Origin of the sequence: Teredinibacter purpureus (assembly GCF_014217335.1) — a bacterium.
GTDB lineage: Bacteria > Pseudomonadota > Gammaproteobacteria > Pseudomonadales > Cellvibrionaceae > Teredinibacter > Teredinibacter purpureus.
The window spans coordinates 2,702,814-2,723,877 of the sequence record NZ_CP060092.1; the positions used below are offsets into that span (position 1 = coordinate 2,702,814).

The window sequence follows — 21,064 nt, forward strand, 5'->3', positions numbered from 1 at the left end:
GGTACCGTCATTGTTCATTCCGCGCATTCCCATTAAATAAGTGTTGATGGTACTGTACGGCTAAATTTGCGGAGGATTATTCACTTGAAAACTCGATACCGGTTCTGGATTATTTGTCTTTTAATCACGGCAATGGCCGACGCAAGTGAGGTACCACCGTACAATGTTTACGCTGATATGGCGCAAGTTACGGTTGATGGGCGGGGCGCGATAGCCTCGGTGAATAGCATGGCCACAGAATTGGGGATGCAAGCGTTTGCTAAGGGCGGGAACGCGCTTGATGCCGCAGCTGCAGTGGCATTTGGCCTAGGTGTGGTGGATACGGCGAATTCCGGCATTGGTGGTGGCTGTTTTATTCTCGTTCATTGGGCTGATGGCACTGTAGAGGCTATTGATGGCCGTGAAATGGCGCCAGCTGCTGCTACGAGAGAAATGTTTTCGGTGGCGGGGGAGTATCAGCCCGCGTTGAGTAAGACTGGCGCGCTGGCGATTGGGGTGCCGGGTTCCGTGGCGGCCTTGGAATATGTCCTGAAAAAAGGCGGGAAGCTTGGCTGGAAGAATGCCATTTTGCCTGCGGCTAACTTGGCTGAATCGGGATTTAAAATTGGCCCTACGTATCACCATCGGTTGAGCCGTGTTGTTGACCGAATGAAAATGTTTCCTGCTAGTGCTACAACGTTTCTGGATGAAAACGGGCGGGCGCGCGCTATAGGCGAAACGTTCCAACAGCCGGAACTGGCGAATACGTATCGAAAGTTGGCCGAGCAAGGCAGTCAGTACTTTTATCAAGGTGAGTTTGCCCAGCAAGTAGCCGCTTGGATGAAAGCCAATAAGGGCATCGTCACCGCCGAGGATTTTGCCGCGTATACCGTGCTGCAACGTACTCCCGTCACATCCACTTTTAATGGGTACGACATTGTTGGTTTTCCGCCGCCTAGCTCGGGGGGGGCGCACGTCGCTCAGATACTTAACATGATGGCGTTATACCCATTAGACAAACTGACGGAAGTTGAGCGCTACCATTTAGCCATTGAGTCAATGAAGCGAGCTTTTGCTGATCGTGCCTATTGGATGGGCGATGCAGACTTTGTGGATGTGCCTAAAGGGCTAGTTGAAAAGTCTTACGCTAAGCAGTTAGCGTCTACTATTAATCTTAACAAAGCGACGGCAGTTCTTAGTCATGGAACGCCACCCGCGGCTACGACTCATCTGTTTAATCGTCACACTACTCATATTGCAGTGGCTGATGCTGACGGTAACTGGGTGGCAATGACCACAACATTAAACACAACTTTTGGCAGCAAGGTGACTATTCCAGGTTCTGGTGTGGTAATGAATAATCAAATGGATGATTTTGCGGCTCAGGCCGGTAAAGCCAATGCGTTTGGGTTGTTGGGTGATAGCGCCAATCGTGTTCAGCCTCGAAAGAGGCCTCTATCTAGCATGAGCCCTACAATTGTACTGAAAAATGGTAAACCCGTCGTGACGATAGGCGCCGCTGGTGGCCCAACGATTATTAATCAGGTTGTGCAGGGGTTGGTTAATCGGTTGGTACTGGATTTACCTTATGAGGAGGCTTTGAGTCGCCCGAGGGTGCACCATCAGTGGCAGCCGGATAGAGTCTTAATTGACCCTTCTGCATCGGATGAACTGCGAGCAGGGCTGGAAAAGCGCGGCCACGAATTGGTGACATGGCCGGGCTTTGGTTCTGCGCAAATGCTGGGGTTAGAAAAAGGTAAATTTGTAGCGGTAGCAGAGCCGCGCCTAGAGGCGAGAGCTAAGCGTTAAAAGTACCGCCTAACTTCTATTTGAAAGTAATCGTCATCACGGAAATCGTATTCGGGTGTGCCGGCCTCGATGTGCGTAAAAAAGCGTGCTTCAGCTTCGAGTGTCCAGTCGTCGGTAATGCGGCGACTGACCTCTACCGAATAGAAACGATTGGTTGAATCCAAATCTTGATTAACCAGGGCTAAGACTGTCGAGCCATCGAGATCATTGAAAGCCCAGCGTACACCGAGGGCGATATCGTTTTGTGATGTGGATTCGCGGGCACCTTCGGCATCGTCAAATTGATATTCGGCAATTAAACCGATATCGGCGTTAGTATCACGTAGGTTAAAAACGGTGTATTCCAGCCCTGCGACACTGGCCAATGTACTGTCGTAATCTTTTTCGTTTCGAGTGATAACCTCCAATTTCCATAACCACGCATCAATTGTGGCTTGAATATCCAGGCCTGTCTGATCGATTAGGGAATAATACGGGCGTAACGTTATGTCGCCATTTATAGACGACTCGGGTAGAAAAATAGGGTCTCGATTAGTGCCCGAAAAGTGACTTAAACCAATATCCCAGTTACCAAAATAATGACTCCAGCGTAGCGCAATATCAATGTGTTCGTCTTCTTTTGAGGATTCATACTGAGCGTTATCGAGTACGGGTATCCCGGGGCGTAAACGCCCATGAATACCTGGAAATTGTTGCTCGCGAAAACCTAACAAGACAAAGGCTTCTAGTGTTCCCCAGTCTCTCATGCTAACCAATTGCAGCATTGGCTGCCCAAGCTTTTCTTCGCGGTCCAAGCTTTCTATAACGTCATCTTGGTTAATAATATCGACAAGATGCACTGATTCCGTTACACCCCAATAAACTTTTCTAATACCGCCATAGAGTTCGAAGTGAGTGAAATCTTTCCACCAATAAAGTTCACGAATATCGGCGTGTGTGCGGTGGTCATCGGCGCTGTCTATTCGGCCAAAGCCGGTAAAGGCAATGCGCTGGCGGGCATCATCAAAGTCGTGGTAGTACTCTAGCTGAGCCGCAACAGCAGCGCTGTGCTGTTCTTGTGGCTCGAATAGTGGTGTGTTGGCGAAGTAGCGCGCTTCTACACCGCCGTAGCCTCGCAACTCTCCGGCATAAAGCGTTGTGCTCGTTAACGTTACAGTGGCAACAATGGCGAGCGTTATAGTGTGTTTTGGTACCATATTTTAGTTTCGCTATTTCGCTCGTGAAAGACTATTTTTGTTGAAATCACTGTCGGTAAAACCGTTTCTAAAGGCCCAGTTGGTCATCTGTAAAACGGTGCTTTTTCCTGTTTGATGATTTTCCATTTCCCATTTTTCTGCACGCCAGTATTGTTCTAGGTGCTGTTTGTAGTCTTTTAGTAGCAGCGTTTTTTTGTGGAGGTTGCCGCGATTATAAAATTCTATTTTTAAGGGAATAAGACGTTCTTTGTCGCCCCAAATAATGAGTTTTGAATAACCTGATTTTGGGTCTACAGGTATTGCTTGATTTATGTAGACGTCTCGCCCTTCAAATTTGTCGTCGCCTAGATACAGGTAGGTGTATTTTTCGACTTCTTGCGATGCGATATCTTCGAAGGAAAATTCACTATTCATAAACGCGCCGGATTTATTGCTCGACGATATTTTTTTAATGCGTTTAAGCGCTGGTAAAAATAGCCACTGATCATCCGAGCCAGATTTATGTGTATGGGATAAAAAAGCTGTCCCTTTTACATCGCCAGGGTTGTCAAACACGATAATAGACTTATCTCCGTCGTTTGCTTGTTCCATGGTGCTATTGCGCATATAGCGTGGTCTTTCGTTGCCGTATTTATCTCTAAGGATCATGGTAATGGCGTTTTTAGAATCGCCAAAACCAATATCTTGTTTGTCAAACGCCTGTGCAATGGTTAGGCCTTTTTCTTCCATTGTTCCTTCGAGGTCAATAGCCGTGGAGCTGGATGCCCACAATACGACGACAAGGAGTAGGGATAATTTATACATAATGTTTCTCCGATAATTCAGTGGGGATAGGGCCATTTTGTTGCGCCGCATATGCTGTTGTGTAGTCGGTTTTATCGAGTTTGATTAGGAGTACGGGCAACAACAGAAGGTCAATGATGAGTGCGACTGTAATGGCGATACTGGTGAGCTGCGCCATCGCGGAATTCATACCAAAGCTTGATTGAGCCAATATCATAAAGCCGCCGACTAAAATAATGGAGGTGACGACCAACGCAATGCCAACGGAGTTAAACGCGTATCGAATAGCATCTTCAGCATTCATGCCGTCTTCTCGACGAGCCCGTAAATATTTACTGAGAAAGTGAACGGTATCATCGACCACAATACCGAGAGCCATCCCTGTTACCATAGATACGGCCACATTAACTTCGGCAATAAAGAACCCCCATAAACCAAAGGCGAGCGAGATGGGCAGCAAGTTTGGTATTAGGCTAAGAATGCCTAAACGTGTACTGCGCAAGGCCACCGTAATAATGAGGGAGATGATGAGTATGGCGATAAAGGAGCTGAGGAACATACTTTTCATGTTGGTTGCGGATATATGTGCAAACATAACCGCCGGGCCTACACCGTAAGAATCAAATCCATTGTTGTCTTTGAGCCAGTTGCGGCCTCTTTCGGCGACATTCGCGATGGTTTTTGATCCTGAGTTTCTAAGTGTCACGATCACTTGTGTTGAGCTTTTGCCAATATCCATTTGATTGTTTAAATCTAAGCCTTCTGGTAATGATAGCTCGTAGAGTAATAGATATTGAGCGGCAAGAGCCTTGTCTTCGGGTAGTGTGTAGTAGGCTTTATCTTCGTTGTGCATGTTTTTGTTAAGACGCTTAAACGTGTCGGTGAACGTATTTACATGAGTCACTTCTGGTTGAGTGCGATACCATTGAACGAAATCATCAACCTTCTTCAAAAAAACGGGATGACTTACACCGTAATCTTCACCGGCATCTAATGAATATTGGATTTGATAAATACCCGTGAGGTTGTCATTTATGTAGTCTGTATCCTGACGAAATTCGATTGACTCATCAAAATATCCTACGAAATTATCGTCAAACGTATTTAAGCCAATGCCGCTAACCACCACTATTGACATTAACGCAGTGCTGATAAAAATAGTTTTTTGTCGTGTGATGACAAGCTCGGCAAGCTTACCTAGCATTCCTGCAATATAGCCACCGGTTTTATGGGACCGAACAGGCACTACAGCAATAAAGGCCGGTAACAAGGTCACAGAAAGGATGAACGCGATAGCAACGCCAAAGGCGGTAATATTGCCAAGGTCATGAAACGGCGGGGTATCACTAAAATTCATTGAGAGAAAACCAACTGCCGTTGTTAAGGAGGTCAGAAATATAGGCGATATGTTCAGCCGTAAGCTGTGACGAATAGCATCGTGACGGTTCATCCCTTTTCTCATGCCATCGAATAGGGTTACAAGGAAGTGAATGGAGTCGGCAACGGCCAGTGTGGTAATAATGGTTGTAGCCGCAAACGAAGGGGGCGTCAGTTTTCCGCCGAGCCAGAAGAAGCCGCCAAGCGCCGAAAGCATTGAGAAAAACACGACTAAAAAAGTGCCAGCTGTAGCACCAAAAGATCGTAATAGTACACCGCAAATAACCAGCACTAGAAGATACATGGCAGGCACAAGTGTCATTTGGTCTTGCATTGAGGCCTCAAAAAAAGCGTTTGAAAGCATTACAACACCGGATAACTGAATGGTTACTGGGTAATTCTGTTCTAAGCTCGTTTGTAATTCACGTATAGCCTCTACCAATAATGGCAGCTCTGTTTCGGGTGAAACTTGCGGCATTTCGAAGGTAATATTAAGTGCAGTGACGGTGCCTTCGTGGTTGACTAACTGGCCTTTTAGTAGTGGTTCTGACAGCGCAATATTTTTTATGTTAGCTATTGTTTCTGGTGTTAGGCTGCGCGCATTCTCTATGAGATCTTCTACAATTAATTCGTCCTCTTCGGCATGAGAGTATTGAAAGTTTGAGATTGAATCGACTCTTAATACAAACGGAAGTGTCCAAGACGTGCGCGTGGCATGTTCGACTGCGGCGAGCACGTCTGGTGTAAATACGGAACCTGAGTTGGGTGTAATGGCAATGAGTACGTTATCGTTTTTAGTATAAATTTGTTGCTGTTTATCGAAGGCCTTTAAATGCGGGTTTTCATCGCTAAAAAAGACACGGTAATCTTGATCGAATCCAAATTTTGGCATTCCGGACATTAGCGAAAATACGAATAAAAGACTCAGTAAAATGACAAGCCAACGATAGCGAATAACGAAATTTGCGTACCGTTCTACAAGAGGTCGGTTTGTGAGGGTAGGGCTCATCGACATATAACTGTCCTTAGTGAATGTTATTTAAATTACTATGGGGAGATAGAGAGATTAGGGCTTAAGTGTGACGAGGTAATCGGTAAGGCAGCTGACGGTTTCTGCAAATAATTGCGGGTCCCCGATGGTTCTTCCTTGCATGATCATGCCTTGCATCGCGGCAACTATAAACATGGCGACTGATCTAGGAACAACATTTTTTCGGATATAACCTTTTTTATGAGCCTCTGAAAAAGCTGCTTCAATTCGGTTGCTTAGAGATAAAAATGCTTCTACGGCTTTTATCTTGAAACCTTCATCGACAGAAGACATCTCCATGGCAATCTTGCCCATTGCGCACCCTTGATCTAATTCTTCTTGAGAAATGGTGCCACTACAGGCGGAGAGCCATTCACACATGGCTTCTAGCGGATTTTCCTGTGAAAGGGGTTCTTCCCAATCTTCTAAAAATGCTGTTACAAAAACCTCATCGAAAACCGCATAGCCGAGTTCTTGTTTGTTGGCAAAATGATGGTAAAGAGCACCTTTAGAGACCCCAGCTTTTTCCAGAATATCGGAGAGGCTCGCGGCTTTAAAGCCGTTAGCAATCATTACACCGGCTGTTGTTTGTAAAATGTGCTGGCGAGTGGCTTCTGGATCTCTTGGGGGCGTCATAGATGTGCTATCACTTTAAAGTCAAGTTGCAAACCAACTGGTCTGTTTAGGTTGTGGGACTATACAAACCAACCGGTTTGTTTTCAAGCGGAAATTGATGACGTTAGTAAAATGGCGCGAAAGTGTTTGTCATGATAGGTGGAAAAAGATTTTTTGCGTCGCAGGGCGTCAAACTGAACAATTGTTTTGTAGGTTGCTTTAAGGAGCGCTTCGGTTAGCGGGGGCAAGTGGTAAGGGGTGATGGTTTAGGGCGCTTTTACGCCAATGTCTTGTTTAATTCGCTGAGCGATAATAGCTCTGTCTTTACACCGCTTAATGTCGTGAAATAATGAAATTGCTTGCGGGTAATGACGTTGCAAATAATGCAGCCACTGTTTTACGCGGTTACCGGTGTACTTACTTGGGTATAGGTCTGATGTATCGATGAGTAGTTGATGCACAAGTACAGCGATGTCACTCCAGCCGAGAGGGGTGTAGGGGATGTTTGCGAGTTTTGCTTTAATGGCAATGGCAAGGTCTGGCTGAGCAAGCAGGCCTCTTCCGAGCATTACGTCGTCGCAGCTGCTTTGTTCTCGGCATTTAAAATAATCGTCAACGGTCCAAATTTCACCGTTAGCGATAACGGGAATTTTAATGATTTGTTTGATCTCGCCAATGTATCTCCAGTAAGCGGGTGGCTGGTAGCCGTCGCTTTTCGAGCGTGCATGCACCACCAGCTCGCTGGCGCCAGCTTTTTCGATGGCTAGGGCGTTCTCTAAATAGGAGTCTCTCTGTTCATAACCCAGCCGAATTTTAACGGTTACAGGAATGTCTTCGGGAACTGCCGCTCGTACAGCACTCACTATCTCGTAAATTAACGGTGTTTCGTCTAGTAAACAGGCGCCGCCTCGGCTTTTATTCACTGTTTTAGCGGGACAGCCAAAATTAAGGTCTATTGCGGGCGCGCCTAACTGTGCGGCGGTGCGAGCGCTGTTAGCGAGAGCCGTTGGGTTGCTGCCTAATAATTGGACTCGGACAGGGTATGTGTGAGCTTTTAATAGCTCCGGGCAGCTGCGGTAAAATACTTTGTTCGTTACCGCGTGGTCATTGACCCGAATAAACTCGGTTACACAAGCATCAATGCCCTTTAAATTTGTACAGCGACGGTCGCTCGACGATACGGCATTTAGAATCTGGCGCATGGGGTAGTCAACCACACCTTCCATTGGAGCGAGTAAAATTCTCATATTATCAATCAGTTTTGGGTTTGGCGGCAGGGCTGGCGCGGGAGTCTATCAAAAGGATTCGACCTGTGAAATGACGAAGTGATGGTTAGTTGTACTTAATGGTGTATTTTTAATCGTAAAGCGTGTAAAAATCCAATGTTGCACTTGCTCACTAGGGGTAATTTTCTTTATCTTATGCGGCCCTTCGCTGGCGCGGCCAAATACCAATATAAAGAGTCTGGGTATTAGGCGCCACATTGGGTAGCAGAGGCAGCACTGGCTGAACGTTTATTTAGATCTAATTTACGTCTAAATTGAACACTGGGGGCGAGTCTCTGGAGTAGAGCGTAGTGCGTGTTTTCCAGATTATTGATAAGGCATCTGTATTGTGAATAAGCCGCGTGGCAAATGATCACCGGTAATGTTGATGTACGGCAGCCTCTATTTAAACGTCATATTCAGTTTCAGGTTAATCAATAGCACGCCATCGTGTGGTGACGCACTGTGGCAATTTGTTGTGAGTTTTGGGGAAGTTGGCCGAGAGTTTGATGCCAGACAACTCAAAAGGGTGTCTCTAGGGTAAAATGACCGCGATAAAAGGGTTAGTCCAACAGAGGCAAGCGTGAACATCGTTAAAGTGTAGATACAGCATCAAGCTCGAAGAGGGGAGTCATGCAACAAAATTTATGGGAACAAGGCTTAGACCTTATGATATTCGGGATGGGGACAGTATTTGTCTTTTTGACTTTACTGGTTATCGCCACCCTGTTGATGTCGGGTTTCATTGATCGATTTTTAGCGGAGGAACCCGAACCTCTTGTTATACCGACAAGTAAGAGTGCACCGCCAGTGGGTAAGAAAACGTTAGCGGTAATTCAAGCGGCGGTTCATGCACATCGCGCAAAACACCAAAAATAGAAATCTACGAACATTCACCGACGAATGGGGGCTGCAGTAAATGAGCGACACTAAGAAAAAATTGGGTATAACCGAGGTTGTCCTGCGTGATGCGCATCAATCTTTGTTTGCCACCCGAATGAGAATCGACGACATGCTTCCGATTGCGGAAGATTTAGATAATGTTGGTTACTGGTCGGTTGAAACCTGGGGCGGCGCAACGTTTGATGCGTGTATTCGCTTTTTAGGTGAAGACCCTTGGGACCGGATTCGCGAACTTAAGAAAGCGATGCCGAAAACCCCTCATCAGATGCTCTTCCGTGGTCAGAATATTTTAGGTTATCGTCACTATGCTGATGACGTTGTCACCAAATTTGTTGAGCGTTGCGCGGTAAACGGTGTTGATGTCTTCCGTGTTTTCGATGCGATGAACGATATGCGCAATATTGAAACTGCGTTAAAAGCCGTTAAGAAAATGGGCAAGCATGCGCAAGGCACAATATCGTATACGTTAAGCCCGGTGCACACTGTTGATAAGTGGGTTGAACAGGGCAAAATTATTGAAGATATGGGCGCAGATTCCATTGTCATCAAGGATATGGCAGGTTTGTTGAAGCCTTATGATGGCTATGAACTCGTTAAACGTTTAAAAGCATCGTGTGATATTCCCATTCATTTTCATTGTCATGCGACAACCGGTTTGGCGCATTCGACTATCTTGAAAATGGCGGAAGCTGGTGTCGATAATGTCGACACCGCAATATCGTCTATGTCGACCACCTACGGTCATAGCCCTACCGAGACGTTGGTTGCTTCACTTGAAGGTACCGAGCGAGACACAGGTTTGGATTTGGCTCGATTGGAAAAAATAGCGCTTTATTTCCGCGATGTTCGGCCTAAATACGCCAAATTTGAAGGCGCTCTAAAAGGTGTCGATGTTCGAATACTAACGGCGCAAGTTCCTGGCGGTATGCTAACCAACATGGAAGGCCAGCTAAAAGAACAAGGTGCTGCAGACCGAATTGACGAAGTATTAGAAGAGATCCCGCGTGTACGTAAAGATTTGGGGTATATCCCTCTCGTTACGCCTACATCGCAAATTGTAGGTACACAAGCGGTACTTAACGTGCTAACTGGCGAGCGTTACGCGAATATTTCGAATGAAACGCGCGGAATTTTACGTGGAGAATATGGCGCCGCGCCTTCTGAAATCAACAAAGAGTTACAAGCGCGAGTATTGGAAGACGGTGAGGTGCCAATCACTTGTCGGCCAGCGGATTTGATAGACGACGAGCTTGATGCGCTGTCGAACGAACTCAAAGAAAAAGCGGCAGATCAAGGCGTAGTCTTGCATGAAGGCGAGCAAGTTATTGATGATGTCCTTATTTATGCATTGTTCCCTCAGGTAGGGTTAAAGTTTCTCGCGAATCGCGGCAACCCTGATGCCTTCGAGCCGGCGCCAACAGGAAAAGAAACTGCGGTTGTGAAGGCCGGTAACGGTGATGAAGTTTATACCGTTAATGTAGAAGGTAGTGACTACACCGTAACGGTAAGTAACGGTGGTGAGCTTACCGGTATCGTTCCTTTGAGCGGGGCCCCCTTAGTTGCCGGCAGTAACGCGCCAGCGGGATCTACAGGTGAACCTGTGAACGCACCTTTGGCGGGGAATATTTTCCGTGTAATGGTTAGCCCAGGTCAGCAGGTAGAAGAGGGTGATACATTGCTGGTATTAGAAGCGATGAAGATGGAAACACAAATTAGTGCACCTCAGGCCGGCATCATTGGCTCGGTAAATGTGAAAGAAGGTGACGTAGTAGCAGTTGGCGACAGTCTGCTTACCATTGCCTGAGAATAATAGGGGTCATTCATGGGGAATTTGTTAGGTCTTTGGCAGGCTTCGGGCCTGTATCAGATGCAGTCTGGGCAGTTTGTAATGATGCTCGTATGTCTGTTATTGCTTTTTCTTGCAATACGCAAAGGCTTTGAGCCGTTGTTGTTGGTGCCGATTGGATTCGGAGGAATACTAGCGAATATTCCAGGCGCAGGATTGGCGCTACCTGCAGTGGATAACGCCATTGTAGCAGGAGACCCAGCTGTTCTGGCTGAGATAGCAAGAGCATTGGGGATATCGGCTTGGGAAAGCGCCAAAGAGCTTTCTGTGGCTTATGGTAGCGCAGGGCCTGCGGCCTATCATGCGGCTGCTAACATTGCGCTTGAAGCGGGTTACACCAATGGCATGCTGTATAACTTTTACTCTGTTGCGATTGCAACAGGTGTTGCACCTCTGGTGATATTTATGGGTGTAGGCGCTATGACGGATTTTGGCCCGTTATTGGCAAACCCTAAAACGTTATTCTTAGGTGCCGCGGCTCAGGTTGGTATATTTGCAACCATTATCGGTGCTGTGGCGTTATCGTCTGCAGGAATCATGGATTTCTCTATTGCAGATGCTGCCGCTATTGGCATTATTGGTGGTGCCGACGGTCCAACCGCAATCTATGTTTCGAGCAAGCTGGCGCCAGATCTATTAGGTGCGATTGCTGTTGCGGCTTATTCTTACATGGCATTGGTACCATTAATACAACCGCCTATTATGAGAGCGCTTACCTCGAAAGAAGAGCGCTCCATAGTGATGACGCAATTAAGAGAGGTGAGTCGGCGAGAGAAAATTGCATTTCCTGTGTTGTTACTGATACTGGTTGCAATTGTACTACCGGATGCCGCTCCACTGTTGGGGATGTTTTGTTTTGGTAATTTGATGCGTGAGTGCGGTGTAGTTGATCGATTATCGGACACTACTCAACATGCGCTTATTAATATTACTACTATTTTCCTTGGGCTCTCTGTTGGTTCCAAGTTGGCGGCGGACAAGTTCCTTGACCCCAAAACTCTCGGCATCTTAGTGCTAGGTATTCTGGCCTTTAGTATTGGTACGGCCGCGGGTGTGATGATGGCGAAGGGGATGAATGTGATCAGTAAGCGTAAAATCAACCCGCTTATTGGCTCTGCAGGTGTGTCTGCGGTTCCGATGGCTGCGCGTGTTTCTAACAAGGTGGGGCAAGAAGCCAACCCACATAACTTCTTGTTAATGCATGCTATGGGGCCAAATGTGGCGGGCGTTATCGGTTCTGCGGTTGCGGCAGGCGTAATGATCTCTATGGTTAATGGTATGTAATCTTGCCCTTTAAGGTGAGTATTGACGGGCGCTCTGGCGCCCGTTTTACGTTTTCAATGTCTTTATTCTCGGCCGCAAAGCACCTGAAGTTGGAATGAAGGCCTTTTTATTCGTGAGTAAGGTAACGCTAAGGAGCGTTTTCATTCGGTAACCTGCGCCTTATTGCGGTCTCCCTTCAGTGGTGCATAGCACCAAATGCTCACAGTAATGGTGCAATCAACTAAACTTCGGGCTTAGCTGAAGCGCTTATTGTTCGAATATTGGCCCGCTGCCCTGCATTTTGCAGAGAATCGTTTACAACTGGCATCCTGCATATAGTAGAATGCGCGCAATTTCACGCACCTGAATTCCCATGGAGTTATCTATGTATAGACGTACGAAGATTGTTAGCACCTTAGGCCCGGCCACAGATGAACCCGGAATATTAGAGAAATTAATTGTCGCGGGTGTCAACGTTGTACGTATGAACTTTTCGCACGGCAGCCCAGAAGACCATATGCGTCGTGCCAAGATGGTGAGAGAGTTGTCCATCAAGCATAATACTTATATTGCGATTTTAGGTGATCTTCAGGGGCCAAAAATCCGTGTTGCTCGTTTTGCTGAAGGCCCGATAGATTTAGAGATTGGCGCTACATTTGTTTTGGATGCGAATCTTGAACGCGATGCTGGAAACCAAAATGAAGTTGGTATTGACTATAAAGAGCTGCCAAACGATGTAAATCCTGGCGATATGCTGTTGTTGGATGATGGGCGCGTTGTCCTTAAAGTTGAATCAGTAGATGGTTCGCGAATCAATACAGAAGTTGTTGTTGGCGGAAAGCTCTCAAATAACAAGGGAATTAACCGTCAAGGTGGAGGATTATCCGCTCCGGCTTTAACGGATAAAGACCGTGCAGATATTAAGACAGCTGTAGAAATTGATGTTGATTACCTTGCCGTGTCGTTTCCGCGTAGCGCAGAAGATATGAATCTCGCTCGCCAGTTATCACGTGAAGCCGGTGGCAACATGTACATGGTCGCTAAAATTGAGCGTGCAGAAACTGTTGCCGATCACCAAATTCTAGATGACATCATTCTGGCGTCTGACGCCGTGATGGTTGCTCGTGGCGATCTGGGCGTTGAAATTGGCGATGCACAGTTAATTGGTGTGCAAAAACATATGATTCAGCGTGCTCGCACCTTGAATCGCTGTGTGATTACAGCGACCCAAATGATGGAAACTATGATTAGCAGCCCAATGCCGACTCGCGCGGAAGTATTTGACGTTGCTAATGCTGTGTTGGATGGCACCGATGCGGTAATGCTGTCAGCTGAAACTGCAGCAGGTAAATACCCTGTTGAAACGGTTGAAGCCATGGTGCGTGTTATCCGTGGTGCAGAGAAGCACCCACAAGCCGAGATACCTCCTTCTAAGCCTGAGGGTGGTTACGCGGCTATTGACCAAGCGGTTGCGTCAGCCACTATGTACACGGCTCGTGAATTACAGAAGGTACGTTGTATTGCAGCTATGACAGAGTCTGGTTCTACTCCGTTATTGATGTCTCGTTATGGTTCTCGTTTGCCTATTTTTGCTTTTTCTCGTCATGAAAAAACACTTCGACGGGCCGCATTGTTCCGTGGCGTACAGCCTGTATTATTCGATAGCGATGCTATTCCTTATACCGAGACTAACGCAGCAGCACTGAATATCTTGTGTGAGCAAGAAGGCCTAGAGGACGGTGATTTGGTTCTTATCTCTAAGGGTGACTCTGCGAATATTAACGGTGGTACTAATACACTTAAGATTTTGCAAGTAGGTACGGACGTTTCTTAGTCTTAAAAATTAGTGTAGACAGACTCTTTACTAATTAAATTAAAAAAGGCCGCTGGGTTAATCTCAGCGGCCTTTTTTGTGATATAGGAACGTTACGATTCTTTTTTATCCTCGGTTGAAGGCTCATCATCAATGTTGAGTGCTGTTTTAATCTTGGCTTCTAAAACATCCATATCGATGGGTTTAACGATATAGTCGTTAACACCTTGTTGAATGGCTTCTCTAATACGAGACGATTCGGATACCGCGGTAACCATTACAAAGTGAGCGCCCTGCAGTTTGTTGGAGGCTTTTGCTTTGCAGTGGACTTCTAACCCCGTGAGTTCAGGCATATCCCAATCACAAAGAATCAGGTCGTAGGGTGTTTTTTGCGCGTTTAATCTTATCGAAGGCTTCCATCCCGTCAGTAGCAAGGTCCGCCTGGGTCATGCCAAAATCCTGAAGCACATCTAATAGTAAGTTAGCTGAGTCGGCGTTATCTTCGGCTATGAGCACACGGGCACTAGCCATTGTGAGTTTTTTTCTAGGCGGTGGCGCTGGAGGTGCAGTTGGTTTCGCGGGTTTATTCGCGGGTGGCGGGGCGCTGGCGGCGAGTTTTTTAATGGCACTTTCGATGATCTTAATCGAGTCCATATAATCTTGCCTAGCACTAGGGTCTAGGTTCGCATCGTCGAGTGATTTGCGTAACCATGCGCGTCGCTTGGTTAGTGTTGCAACAACGAGCTTCGTTTCTGCCGAGGTCAGCATTGATTATCTACCTTAATCATTCATTACACGTAAGTAGTGAGAATAGAGAAGGCGTTGCCCCGTCAGAAATGAACCTCTAGCCGGCATTCGCCAGAGGTAAGTATAGAAAGGATACAGTGGTTCGGGGGAAGAGGTGTAAGGAATTGGCGTACTACGGCACAAAGAGGCGCTAGGCGTGATCTTTTACTCGTTTGGCGTCGCTTTGAACTTTCTCCATTACCTTGCGCATGTAAGCATAGTAATCATCGCTGAGTGTTCGATTGGTATCGCGGCGGTCTTTAGATTTCCGACGTTTTCGATGGTAAAGATCCAATGGCATTTCACTGCAAGGATCAGCGTCTAAACGGCGATCGTCCCCTTTGCGTCGGTTAACGAAAAAGATTTTGTTGTCCTTCATTAGGTCACTCGAATTGCGTTGGTTACTCACGTGATATCATTCCTATCGTATAGCACTGCACGGTCTATTTACCAGTTATTGGAGCCACTATTTTTGTAGGGTATTGGCTTTTCTGTCTGGCTGGCGTGTTTTTTTTCATTCAGTCGCTTATGTACTGCTTACTACCGTAAAGTTGGGGTGCCGGGGTGGTTTCGATCTTAAATGTCAGCATTTAGTATTGTTATATGGGATTATGAGCGGTACATAAGAATTAAATTGTATATAAAAACGTGACGCGTGTCACATTATTTTAGGGGAAAGGTTAAATATGCGCCATTCAGAGGTCATTGAACAAAAAATTAAGCAAGCGCTCTCGCCTGAAGTTTTGCATGTTGAAAATGAAAGCCACATGCATAGCGTGCCAGAAAACTCTGAAACACATTTTAAGCTCACGGTGGTTGCTCGTTGTTTTGAGGGGGTGTTGCCGGTGAAGCGGCATCAGCAGATATACGGCCTTTTAGCAGAAGAGTTGGCAAATGGCGTCCATGCGCTATCGCTTCATCTTTATACGCCACAACAATGGGCCCAAAGAGAGGGGGCTGTTCCTGTATCACCGGATTGTGCCGGTGCAAGCAAAGGTTAGTGCAGGTGCTATTGCCCTCGCAATTGGTTAGAATTGCGGCTCTTTTCCACTGCTACCCGATGTATGTAAATTATGACCCACACTGTTATCGCCGCCCTTTACAAATTTGTTGCCCTTCCCGACTTCCATGATCTACGCAATCCATTATTAAAATGTTGTGAAGAGCACAATATTAAAGGCTCTTTGCTACTGGCAGAGGAGGGAATCAATGGGACTGTTGCCGGTTCTCGAGCGGCAATAGATGCGTTACTGAGCTACTTGCGGAGCGATGTCCGTTTCGAGGGGTTATCGCATAAAGAATCCTTTGAAGAAGGTGAGCCTTTCCATCGAATGAAGGTAAAGCTTAAAAAGGAAATTGTCACTATGGGGGTTGAGGGTATCGATCCAAATGATATTGTTGGGACCTACGTGGAGCCAAAAGAATGGAACGCGCTTATTAGCGATCCTGATGTAACAGTCATTGATACACGTAATTACTATGAATATGAAATTGGAACCTTTGAGCGAGCGATTGATCCGCACACTGAAAGTTTTCGTGATTTGCCCCAATTTGTAGCCGAAAACCTCAACCCTCAGAAACACAAAAAAGTAGCTATGTTTTGTACGGGTGGAATTCGTTGTGAAAAATCAACCGCGTTTATGAAACAGCAGGGCTTCGAGGAAGTATTTCACTTAAAAGGTGGGATTTTAAAATACTTGGAAGATGTACCGAAAGAAGAAACCCTTTGGAAAGGGGAGTGTTTTGTTTTTGATAATCGTGTTGCGGTTAATCACGATTTGGAAAAAGGCATTTACGACTTGTGTCATGGTTGTCGCCACCCCATCACCGATGAGGATAAGGCATCTGAGCATTTTATTGAGGGGGTTACCTGTCCACGTTGTTATGACACTCAGACCGCTGATCAGCGAGAGAGGTTTATGGAGCGTCAAAAGCAAATTAAATTGGCCAAGCTTAGAGGCCAAGAGCATATTGGCGCAAAATCGCAGGGCAGAAAAAATACTAAACAGTAGCGAGTCAGATTAGTTCTACAAAAATAGTGGCTCTTAAAAAAATAAAAATAAGGATATGCCATGGAACTTCATTTAATCGATAGTGCGATCGTAATCGGGTACCTGGTGGTGATGATTGCCGCTGGTTCTATCGTATCGTCAAAAGCCAGTAAAAACCTAAATACCTATTTTCTGGGTGGCAACAAAATACCTTGGTATGCCCTAAGCTTGTCAAATGCCGGCGGTATGTTTGATATTGCAGGCACAATGTGGCTGGTGTATTTGGCCTTTGTTTATGGAATGAAAAGTGCGTTCATTCCTTGGTTGTGGCCGTTTTTCAATCAAATCTTTATGATGATTTATCTTGCCGTTTGGCTACGTCGCTCTAATGCAATGACGGGTGCGGAATGGATTGCCACGCGTTTTGATCAGGCATCTTCTGGTGGCAAAATGGCACACATGGTCGTGGTGTTGTTTTCAACCATCTCAATTGTAGGTTTTCTGGCCTATGGATTTGTGGGTATCGGAAAGTTTGCGGAAATTTTCTTGCCCTGGGGTTGGCACCCACATGCCTATGCCACGCTCATTACACTTGTGACAGCGGTATACGTTGTACAAGGAGGGTTAATGGGGGTGGTGTTAACGGATATTATCCAATATGTATTAATGACAGTTTCGGCCATTATTATTGCGGTTATTGCCATGAATAAAGTGTCTCCCGAAATGTTGGCGGCTGTTACGCCTGACGGTTGGGGGCAAATGCAATTTGGTTGGCATTTAGGGCTCGACTGGTCAGGTATTTTGGAATCAGTCAACACTAAAATTGAAAGTGATGGCTGGGAACTATTTACCATCTTTATTATGATGGCGCTCTTTAAAGGGCTCTGGGTAAGTATGGCCGGCCCAGTGCCAACCCAAAGTTTACAGCGAATTTTGGCCGCAAAAAGCCCTAGAGAAGCTGCGCTAATGTCGGGGGCGAGTTCTGTTATTGTCGCCATTCCTCGTTATTTAATGATCGGGGGGTTAACGGTTTTAGCGCTGGTGTTTTTCAGCGGTGAGTTAAATGAAATGGGGCCGGATATTGATTTTGAATTAATTTTACCTTTTGCAATAAGCAAATTTATTCCTGTGGGGCTTATGGGATTATTGCTGGCGGGTATGTTGTCTGCGCATATGTCGACGACCAGTTCGTTTTTGAATGTGACGCCGGCGTATATTGTGAATGATGTGTATAAAAAATACTTTCGCCCTAATGCAAGCCAGAAAACGTATATTCGCATGAGCTATCTCGTGTCAGCGATACTGGCAATTGCGAGTATTTTTGTCGGTATGGTTATTGAATCTGTCGATTCTATAACGCGTTGGATTGTGTCCGCGCTATGGGGGGGCTACGCGGCGGCGAACGTATTGAAGTGGCATTGGTGGCGATTTAACGGGCATGGCTATTTTTGGGGAATGATTGCAGGTTTATTGTTTGCGTTATTAATGCCTATATTTTCCCCCGACACGAAGGCGCTCTATGCTTACCCTGCTATTTTATTCTGTTCGCTTGCAGGATGTATTGTGGGCACATTATTAACACCAGCAGAGCCTAAGGCACTATTGATGTCGTTTTATTCTTCAGTGCGTCCGTGGGGCTTTTGGAAGCCCGTTGAGAGGTGGGTGAAGGCTGAAGATCCAGCATTTACGCCTAATCAGAATTTTCTGCGAGACATGGGGAATGTGACGGTGGGGATTGTCTGGCAGTTATCCATAATGGCGGCTCCACTCGCATTGGTTATTAAAAACTGGAGTACATTGATAGTATTATTAGTGGTGGCCAGTGTTGGGACGGTGATACTAAAATATAGTTGGTACGATAAGTTGGAGAATCAATGAAAAAAACGATAGCGCTCAACAATGATTGGACTTTTCGTCAAGTGTCTGTCGACACAAACGGCAAGGATACTCCGTGGCTAAACGCAACGGTTCCGGGGCATGTACATTTAGATTTGTTGGATAACCATGTCATTGATGATCCCTACTGGCGCGACAATGAAAAATCACAACAGTGGATAGGCGAAGTCGATTGGGAATATCAAACACATTTTAATTACGCTGATGCACTTTCCGGGAACAGCCACTATGAAATGTGTTTCGACGGTTTAGATACCTATGCCGATGTATATTTGAATGATCAGCTAATTCTGACGGCCGATAATATGTACGATGGCTGGCGTGTAAACGTAAAAGATTTTTTAGTTCATGGTAGTAATCATCTTCGTATTGTATTTCATTCTGTCATAAAAAGGACGCTGCCTTTATACCAAGAAAATGGTTTCGTTTATCCCGCTAACACCTCTCAGCCAGAACCTAAACTCAGCGTGTACTCCCGTAAGCCCGGTTATCATTTTGGTTGGGATTGGGGGCCTAGATTGGTGACTTGTGGCATTTGGCGGCCGATTTGTTTAGAGGTGTTTAGCTGTAATCGATTGTCTGATGTGCAATTTGTTCAGCACTCGCTGGATAGTACGGTGAGTGTATTGTCGTTAAATGTAGAGTTGAACGCTCCAGCAGAAAGTGAACTGTCCTTGAGCTTAATCGATGCTGACAATAGTTTTGAACCTGTTACGTTAACTATCGCCCCCAGTACCGCTGCAGCCGTTGTTCATTTTACGATAGATAACCCAAAATTTTGGTGGACGCTGGGGTTAGGGGAACAGCCTCTTTATAAATTGTCCTTATCGTTGCTAAAAGACGGCTCCGTTATAGATTCTTGGCAGCACAATGTCGGCTTGCGTACAGTGGAGTTGGTTCATGAAGATGATGAATCTGGAAAGAGTTTTTACTTTAAATTAAATGGCGAGCCGCTTTATATCAAAGGGTCTAATTGTATTCCCGCCGATTTCTTTGTGCCTAGGTTAGGGGAAATCGATTATCGAAAGATGTTAGGTTATGCCGTAGACGCTAACATGAATATGTTGCGTCTTTGGGGCGGGGCAATATACGAAGAAAAAGTATTTTATACCTTGTGTGACGAATTAGGGGTTTTGGTATGGCAAGACTTTATGTTTGCGTGCGCAGCGTACCCCTGCGGTACCGAAATGGCCGAGCGAATTGCCTCTGAGGCCGCCTATAATGTAAAGCGTATTCGAAACCATACCAGTTTGGCTCTGTGGTGCGGGAACAATGAAATTTCTGAGGGCTGGCATACTTGGGGCTGGCAGCAACGTTATGAGTATGACGAGGCTACGTGTGAAAAAGTATGGCGTGAATATGAAGCTATATTTCATGAAATTTTACCTCAAGCGGTCGCGCAATATGACCCCTCTCGGGCGTATTGGGCGTCGTCACCGAAATATGGTTTTGTAGATCCTAAAGCTAAAACTGACGGAGATATGCATTATTGGGGGGTTTGGTTTCTTGGGCACGAGCGAAACGGTTTCAATGAATATTTGCCGCGATTTATGAGTGAATATGGCCTGCAAGCCATGCCAGAATTAAAAACGTTTGAGGCCTTTTCCCTTCCAGAGGATTGGGACATTCAATCCTCTGTTTTACAAACACATCAAAAACAATATGCTAATCCGTCAAAAAATCAGTTTCTTGATGGGTACGGCATGATGATCAAATACCTTGAGCGTGAATATACCGTGCCGAAAGATTTTGAGCAGTTGGCGTATATGACCCAGCTATTACAGGCTGACTATCTCGCTTTTGCCATTAAGGCGCACCGGCATAATAGGCCCTATTGCATGGGGACAATGTATTGGCAGCTTAACGATATGTGGCCTGTTACTTCTTGGGCTTCGGTCGATTACTTCGGTCGATGGAAGGCCTCTCATTATGCGATTCGAGAAACGTATAAACCGGTCATTGTGGTGATTGTCGAAGAAGGTGATAACACGGTTTTAAAAGTGGTGTCCGATAAACTGGATAATACGCCGGTTAACGTTACGCTTAATTTGTTATCGTTTGGTGGAGAGCAGTACGTAACAGAAAATCTTCAAGTTGTTGCCGTTGCGAATAGTAGTACAGAAATATTTCGATGTTTGACGTCTGACTTGTTAAACCAGCGAAACAGTCACCAATGTGTACTCCAAGCGATCTGTTACGAAAAGGGTGAGGAAGTGAGTTCAGACTTACATTATTTCCATACGAATAAAGCACTTGAATTCGATTCGCCTGAATTGTCGATAGTAGTTGAACAAGAGGGCGATATTTATACGCTTGTTATATCGACCAATACACTTGTAAAAAACTTATTTTTAAAAGTGGATCAACATCTACTGTTGAATTATTTTGATGTGCTGCCGGGGCAACATTGTCGTATTCCGCTCGAAAAAAAGATTACTCAAAATATTGAGTATATTCATTATGAACTTTGTCAGTGAGTGCGGCTATTATTGTGGTAGAAAGTGTGCCTAAC

17 protein-coding genes are annotated in these 21,064 nt (G+C 45.7%); 9 read left to right on the forward strand and 8 right to left on the reverse strand.

Going from position 1 to position 21,064, the window contains the following annotated elements:
- The first annotated feature begins 84 nt into the window (after window positions 1-84).
- The gene (gene ggt, locus H5647_RS11835) at window positions 85-1,788 is read left to right on the forward strand and encodes a gamma-glutamyltransferase (RefSeq protein ID WP_236074874.1); all 1,704 of its coding nucleotides are present in this window, start codon (window positions 85-87) and stop codon (window positions 1,786-1,788) included.
- Here the strand turns inward: ggt and H5647_RS11840 are convergent.
- The 5 genes from H5647_RS11840 to H5647_RS11860 all read right to left on the reverse strand — a co-directional run bounded on the left by H5647_RS11840 (window position 1,785) and on the right by H5647_RS11860 (window position 8,036).
- Entirely contained in the window at window positions 1,785-2,984 is a 1,200-nt protein-coding gene (locus tag H5647_RS11840; protein ID WP_045858784.1) for a hypothetical protein, read from the reverse strand. The genes ggt and H5647_RS11840 overlap by 4 nt on opposite strands.
- 12 nt (window positions 2,985-2,996) lie before the next feature.
- Entirely contained in the window at window positions 2,997-3,788 is a 792-nt protein-coding gene (locus H5647_RS11845; protein WP_045858786.1) for an outer membrane lipoprotein-sorting protein, read from the reverse strand.
- Window positions 3,781-6,159, reverse strand: coding sequence for an efflux RND transporter permease subunit (locus tag H5647_RS11850; RefSeq protein WP_082087041.1), 2,379 nt, complete (start codon window positions 6,157-6,159; stop codon window positions 3,781-3,783). Before H5647_RS11850 ends, H5647_RS11845 begins: the two co-directional genes overlap by 8 nt.
- 51 nt (window positions 6,160-6,210) lie before the next feature.
- On the reverse strand, window positions 6,211-6,810 hold the full coding sequence (locus tag H5647_RS11855) for a TetR/AcrR family transcriptional regulator (protein ID WP_045858788.1): 600 nt from the start codon (window positions 6,808-6,810) through the stop codon (window positions 6,211-6,213).
- Between the two features lie 245 nt (window positions 6,811-7,055).
- Window positions 7,056-8,036, reverse strand: a complete 981-nt coding sequence (locus H5647_RS11860) for a tRNA dihydrouridine synthase (protein WP_045858791.1) — start codon at window positions 8,034-8,036, stop codon at window positions 7,056-7,058.
- Window positions 8,037-8,687: 651 nt separating this feature from the next.
- On the opposite strand from H5647_RS11860, the gene H5647_RS11865 reads away from it, so the two are divergent.
- From H5647_RS11865 to pyk, 4 genes are all read left to right on the forward strand, one after another.
- The gene (locus tag H5647_RS11865; RefSeq protein WP_045858793.1) at window positions 8,688-8,933 is read left to right on the forward strand and encodes an OadG family protein; all 246 of its coding nucleotides are present in this window, start codon (window positions 8,688-8,690) and stop codon (window positions 8,931-8,933) included.
- 40 nt (window positions 8,934-8,973) lie between these two features.
- Entirely contained in the window at window positions 8,974-10,761 is a 1,788-nt protein-coding gene (gene oadA, locus H5647_RS11870) for a sodium-extruding oxaloacetate decarboxylase subunit alpha (RefSeq protein ID WP_045858795.1), read from the forward strand.
- Between the two features lie 18 nt (window positions 10,762-10,779).
- Window positions 10,780-12,087: a sodium ion-translocating decarboxylase subunit beta gene (locus H5647_RS11875; RefSeq protein WP_045858797.1), complete on the forward strand. Its 1,308-nt coding sequence runs from the start codon at window positions 10,780-10,782 to the stop codon at window positions 12,085-12,087.
- Between the two features lie 364 nt (window positions 12,088-12,451).
- On the forward strand, window positions 12,452-13,900 hold the full coding sequence (pyk, locus tag H5647_RS11880) for a pyruvate kinase (RefSeq protein WP_045858799.1): 1,449 nt from the start codon (window positions 12,452-12,454) through the stop codon (window positions 13,898-13,900).
- Between the two features lie 92 nt (window positions 13,901-13,992).
- On the opposite strand, the gene H5647_RS22160 is transcribed toward pyk, so the two are convergent.
- The 3 genes from H5647_RS22160 to H5647_RS11890 all read right to left on the reverse strand — a co-directional run bounded on the left by H5647_RS22160 (window position 13,993) and on the right by H5647_RS11890 (window position 15,074).
- On the reverse strand, window positions 13,993-14,232 hold the full coding sequence (locus H5647_RS22160; RefSeq protein ID WP_236074875.1) for a response regulator: 240 nt from the start codon (window positions 14,230-14,232) through the stop codon (window positions 13,993-13,995).
- Between the two features lie 7 nt (window positions 14,233-14,239).
- Window positions 14,240-14,647, reverse strand: a complete 408-nt coding sequence (locus H5647_RS22165) for a response regulator (protein ID WP_236074876.1) — start codon at window positions 14,645-14,647, stop codon at window positions 14,240-14,242.
- A 169-nt stretch (window positions 14,648-14,816) separates the two neighbouring features.
- The gene (locus H5647_RS11890) at window positions 14,817-15,074 is read right to left on the reverse strand and encodes a hypothetical protein (RefSeq protein WP_162926243.1); all 258 of its coding nucleotides are present in this window, start codon (window positions 15,072-15,074) and stop codon (window positions 14,817-14,819) included.
- A 277-nt stretch (window positions 15,075-15,351) separates the two neighbouring features.
- On the opposite strand from H5647_RS11890, the gene H5647_RS11895 reads away from it, so the two are divergent.
- The 4 genes from H5647_RS11895 to H5647_RS11910 all read left to right on the forward strand — a co-directional run bounded on the left by H5647_RS11895 (window position 15,352) and on the right by H5647_RS11910 (window position 21,029).
- Window positions 15,352-15,666 (forward strand): BolA family protein, encoded by a 315-nt coding sequence (locus H5647_RS11895; protein ID WP_045858802.1) that lies wholly within the window; start codon window positions 15,352-15,354, stop codon window positions 15,664-15,666.
- Window positions 15,667-15,738: 72 nt separating this feature from the next.
- Entirely contained in the window at window positions 15,739-16,677 is a 939-nt protein-coding gene (trhO, locus tag H5647_RS11900; RefSeq protein ID WP_045858803.1) for an oxygen-dependent tRNA uridine(34) hydroxylase TrhO, read from the forward strand.
- Between the two features lie 60 nt (window positions 16,678-16,737).
- Complete coding sequence (locus H5647_RS11905; RefSeq protein WP_045858805.1) at window positions 16,738-18,534, forward strand: sodium:solute symporter family protein; 1,797 nt, start codon at window positions 16,738-16,740, stop codon at window positions 18,532-18,534.
- Entirely contained in the window at window positions 18,531-21,029 is a 2,499-nt protein-coding gene (locus H5647_RS11910; RefSeq protein ID WP_045858807.1) for a beta-mannosidase, read from the forward strand. Before H5647_RS11905 ends, H5647_RS11910 begins: the two co-directional genes overlap by 4 nt.
- Window positions 21,030-21,064 lie beyond the last annotated feature (35 nt).

What these genes read in the sequence shown, in the direction of transcription:
- H5647_RS11840 (WP_045858784.1), bottom strand. Translation starts at nt 2,984, where the DNA reads ATGGTACCAAAACACACTATAACGCTCGCCATTGTTGCCACTGTAACG.
- H5647_RS11845 (WP_045858786.1), bottom strand. Translation starts at nt 3,788, where the DNA reads ATGTATAAATTATCCCTACTCCTTGTCGTCGTATTGTGGGCATCCAGC.
- H5647_RS11850 (WP_082087041.1), bottom strand. Translation starts at nt 6,159, where the DNA reads ATGTCGATGAGCCCTACCCTCACAAACCGACCTCTTGTAGAACGGTAC.
- H5647_RS11855 (WP_045858788.1), bottom strand. Translation starts at nt 6,810, where the DNA reads ATGACGCCCCCAAGAGATCCAGAAGCCACTCGCCAGCACATTTTACAA.
- H5647_RS11860 (WP_045858791.1), bottom strand. Translation starts at nt 8,036, where the DNA reads ATGAGAATTTTACTCGCTCCAATGGAAGGTGTGGTTGACTACCCCATG.
- H5647_RS11865 (WP_045858793.1), top strand. Translation starts at nt 8,688, where the DNA reads ATGCAACAAAATTTATGGGAACAAGGCTTAGACCTTATGATATTCGGG.
- oadA (WP_045858795.1), top strand. Translation starts at nt 8,974, where the DNA reads ATGAGCGACACTAAGAAAAAATTGGGTATAACCGAGGTTGTCCTGCGT.
- H5647_RS11875 (WP_045858797.1), top strand. Translation starts at nt 10,780, where the DNA reads ATGGGGAATTTGTTAGGTCTTTGGCAGGCTTCGGGCCTGTATCAGATG.
- pyk (WP_045858799.1), top strand. Translation starts at nt 12,452, where the DNA reads ATGTATAGACGTACGAAGATTGTTAGCACCTTAGGCCCGGCCACAGAT.
- H5647_RS22160 (WP_236074875.1), bottom strand. Translation starts at nt 14,232, where the DNA reads ATGCCTGAACTCACGGGGTTAGAAGTCCACTGCAAAGCAAAAGCCTCC.
- H5647_RS22165 (WP_236074876.1), bottom strand. Translation starts at nt 14,647, where the DNA reads ATGCTGACCTCGGCAGAAACGAAGCTCGTTGTTGCAACACTAACCAAG.
- H5647_RS11895 (WP_045858802.1), top strand. Translation starts at nt 15,352, where the DNA reads ATGCGCCATTCAGAGGTCATTGAACAAAAAATTAAGCAAGCGCTCTCG.
- trhO (WP_045858803.1), top strand. Translation starts at nt 15,739, where the DNA reads ATGACCCACACTGTTATCGCCGCCCTTTACAAATTTGTTGCCCTTCCC.
- H5647_RS11905 (WP_045858805.1), top strand. Translation starts at nt 16,738, where the DNA reads ATGGAACTTCATTTAATCGATAGTGCGATCGTAATCGGGTACCTGGTG.
- H5647_RS11910 (WP_045858807.1), top strand. Translation starts at nt 18,531, where the DNA reads ATGAAAAAAACGATAGCGCTCAACAATGATTGGACTTTTCGTCAAGTG.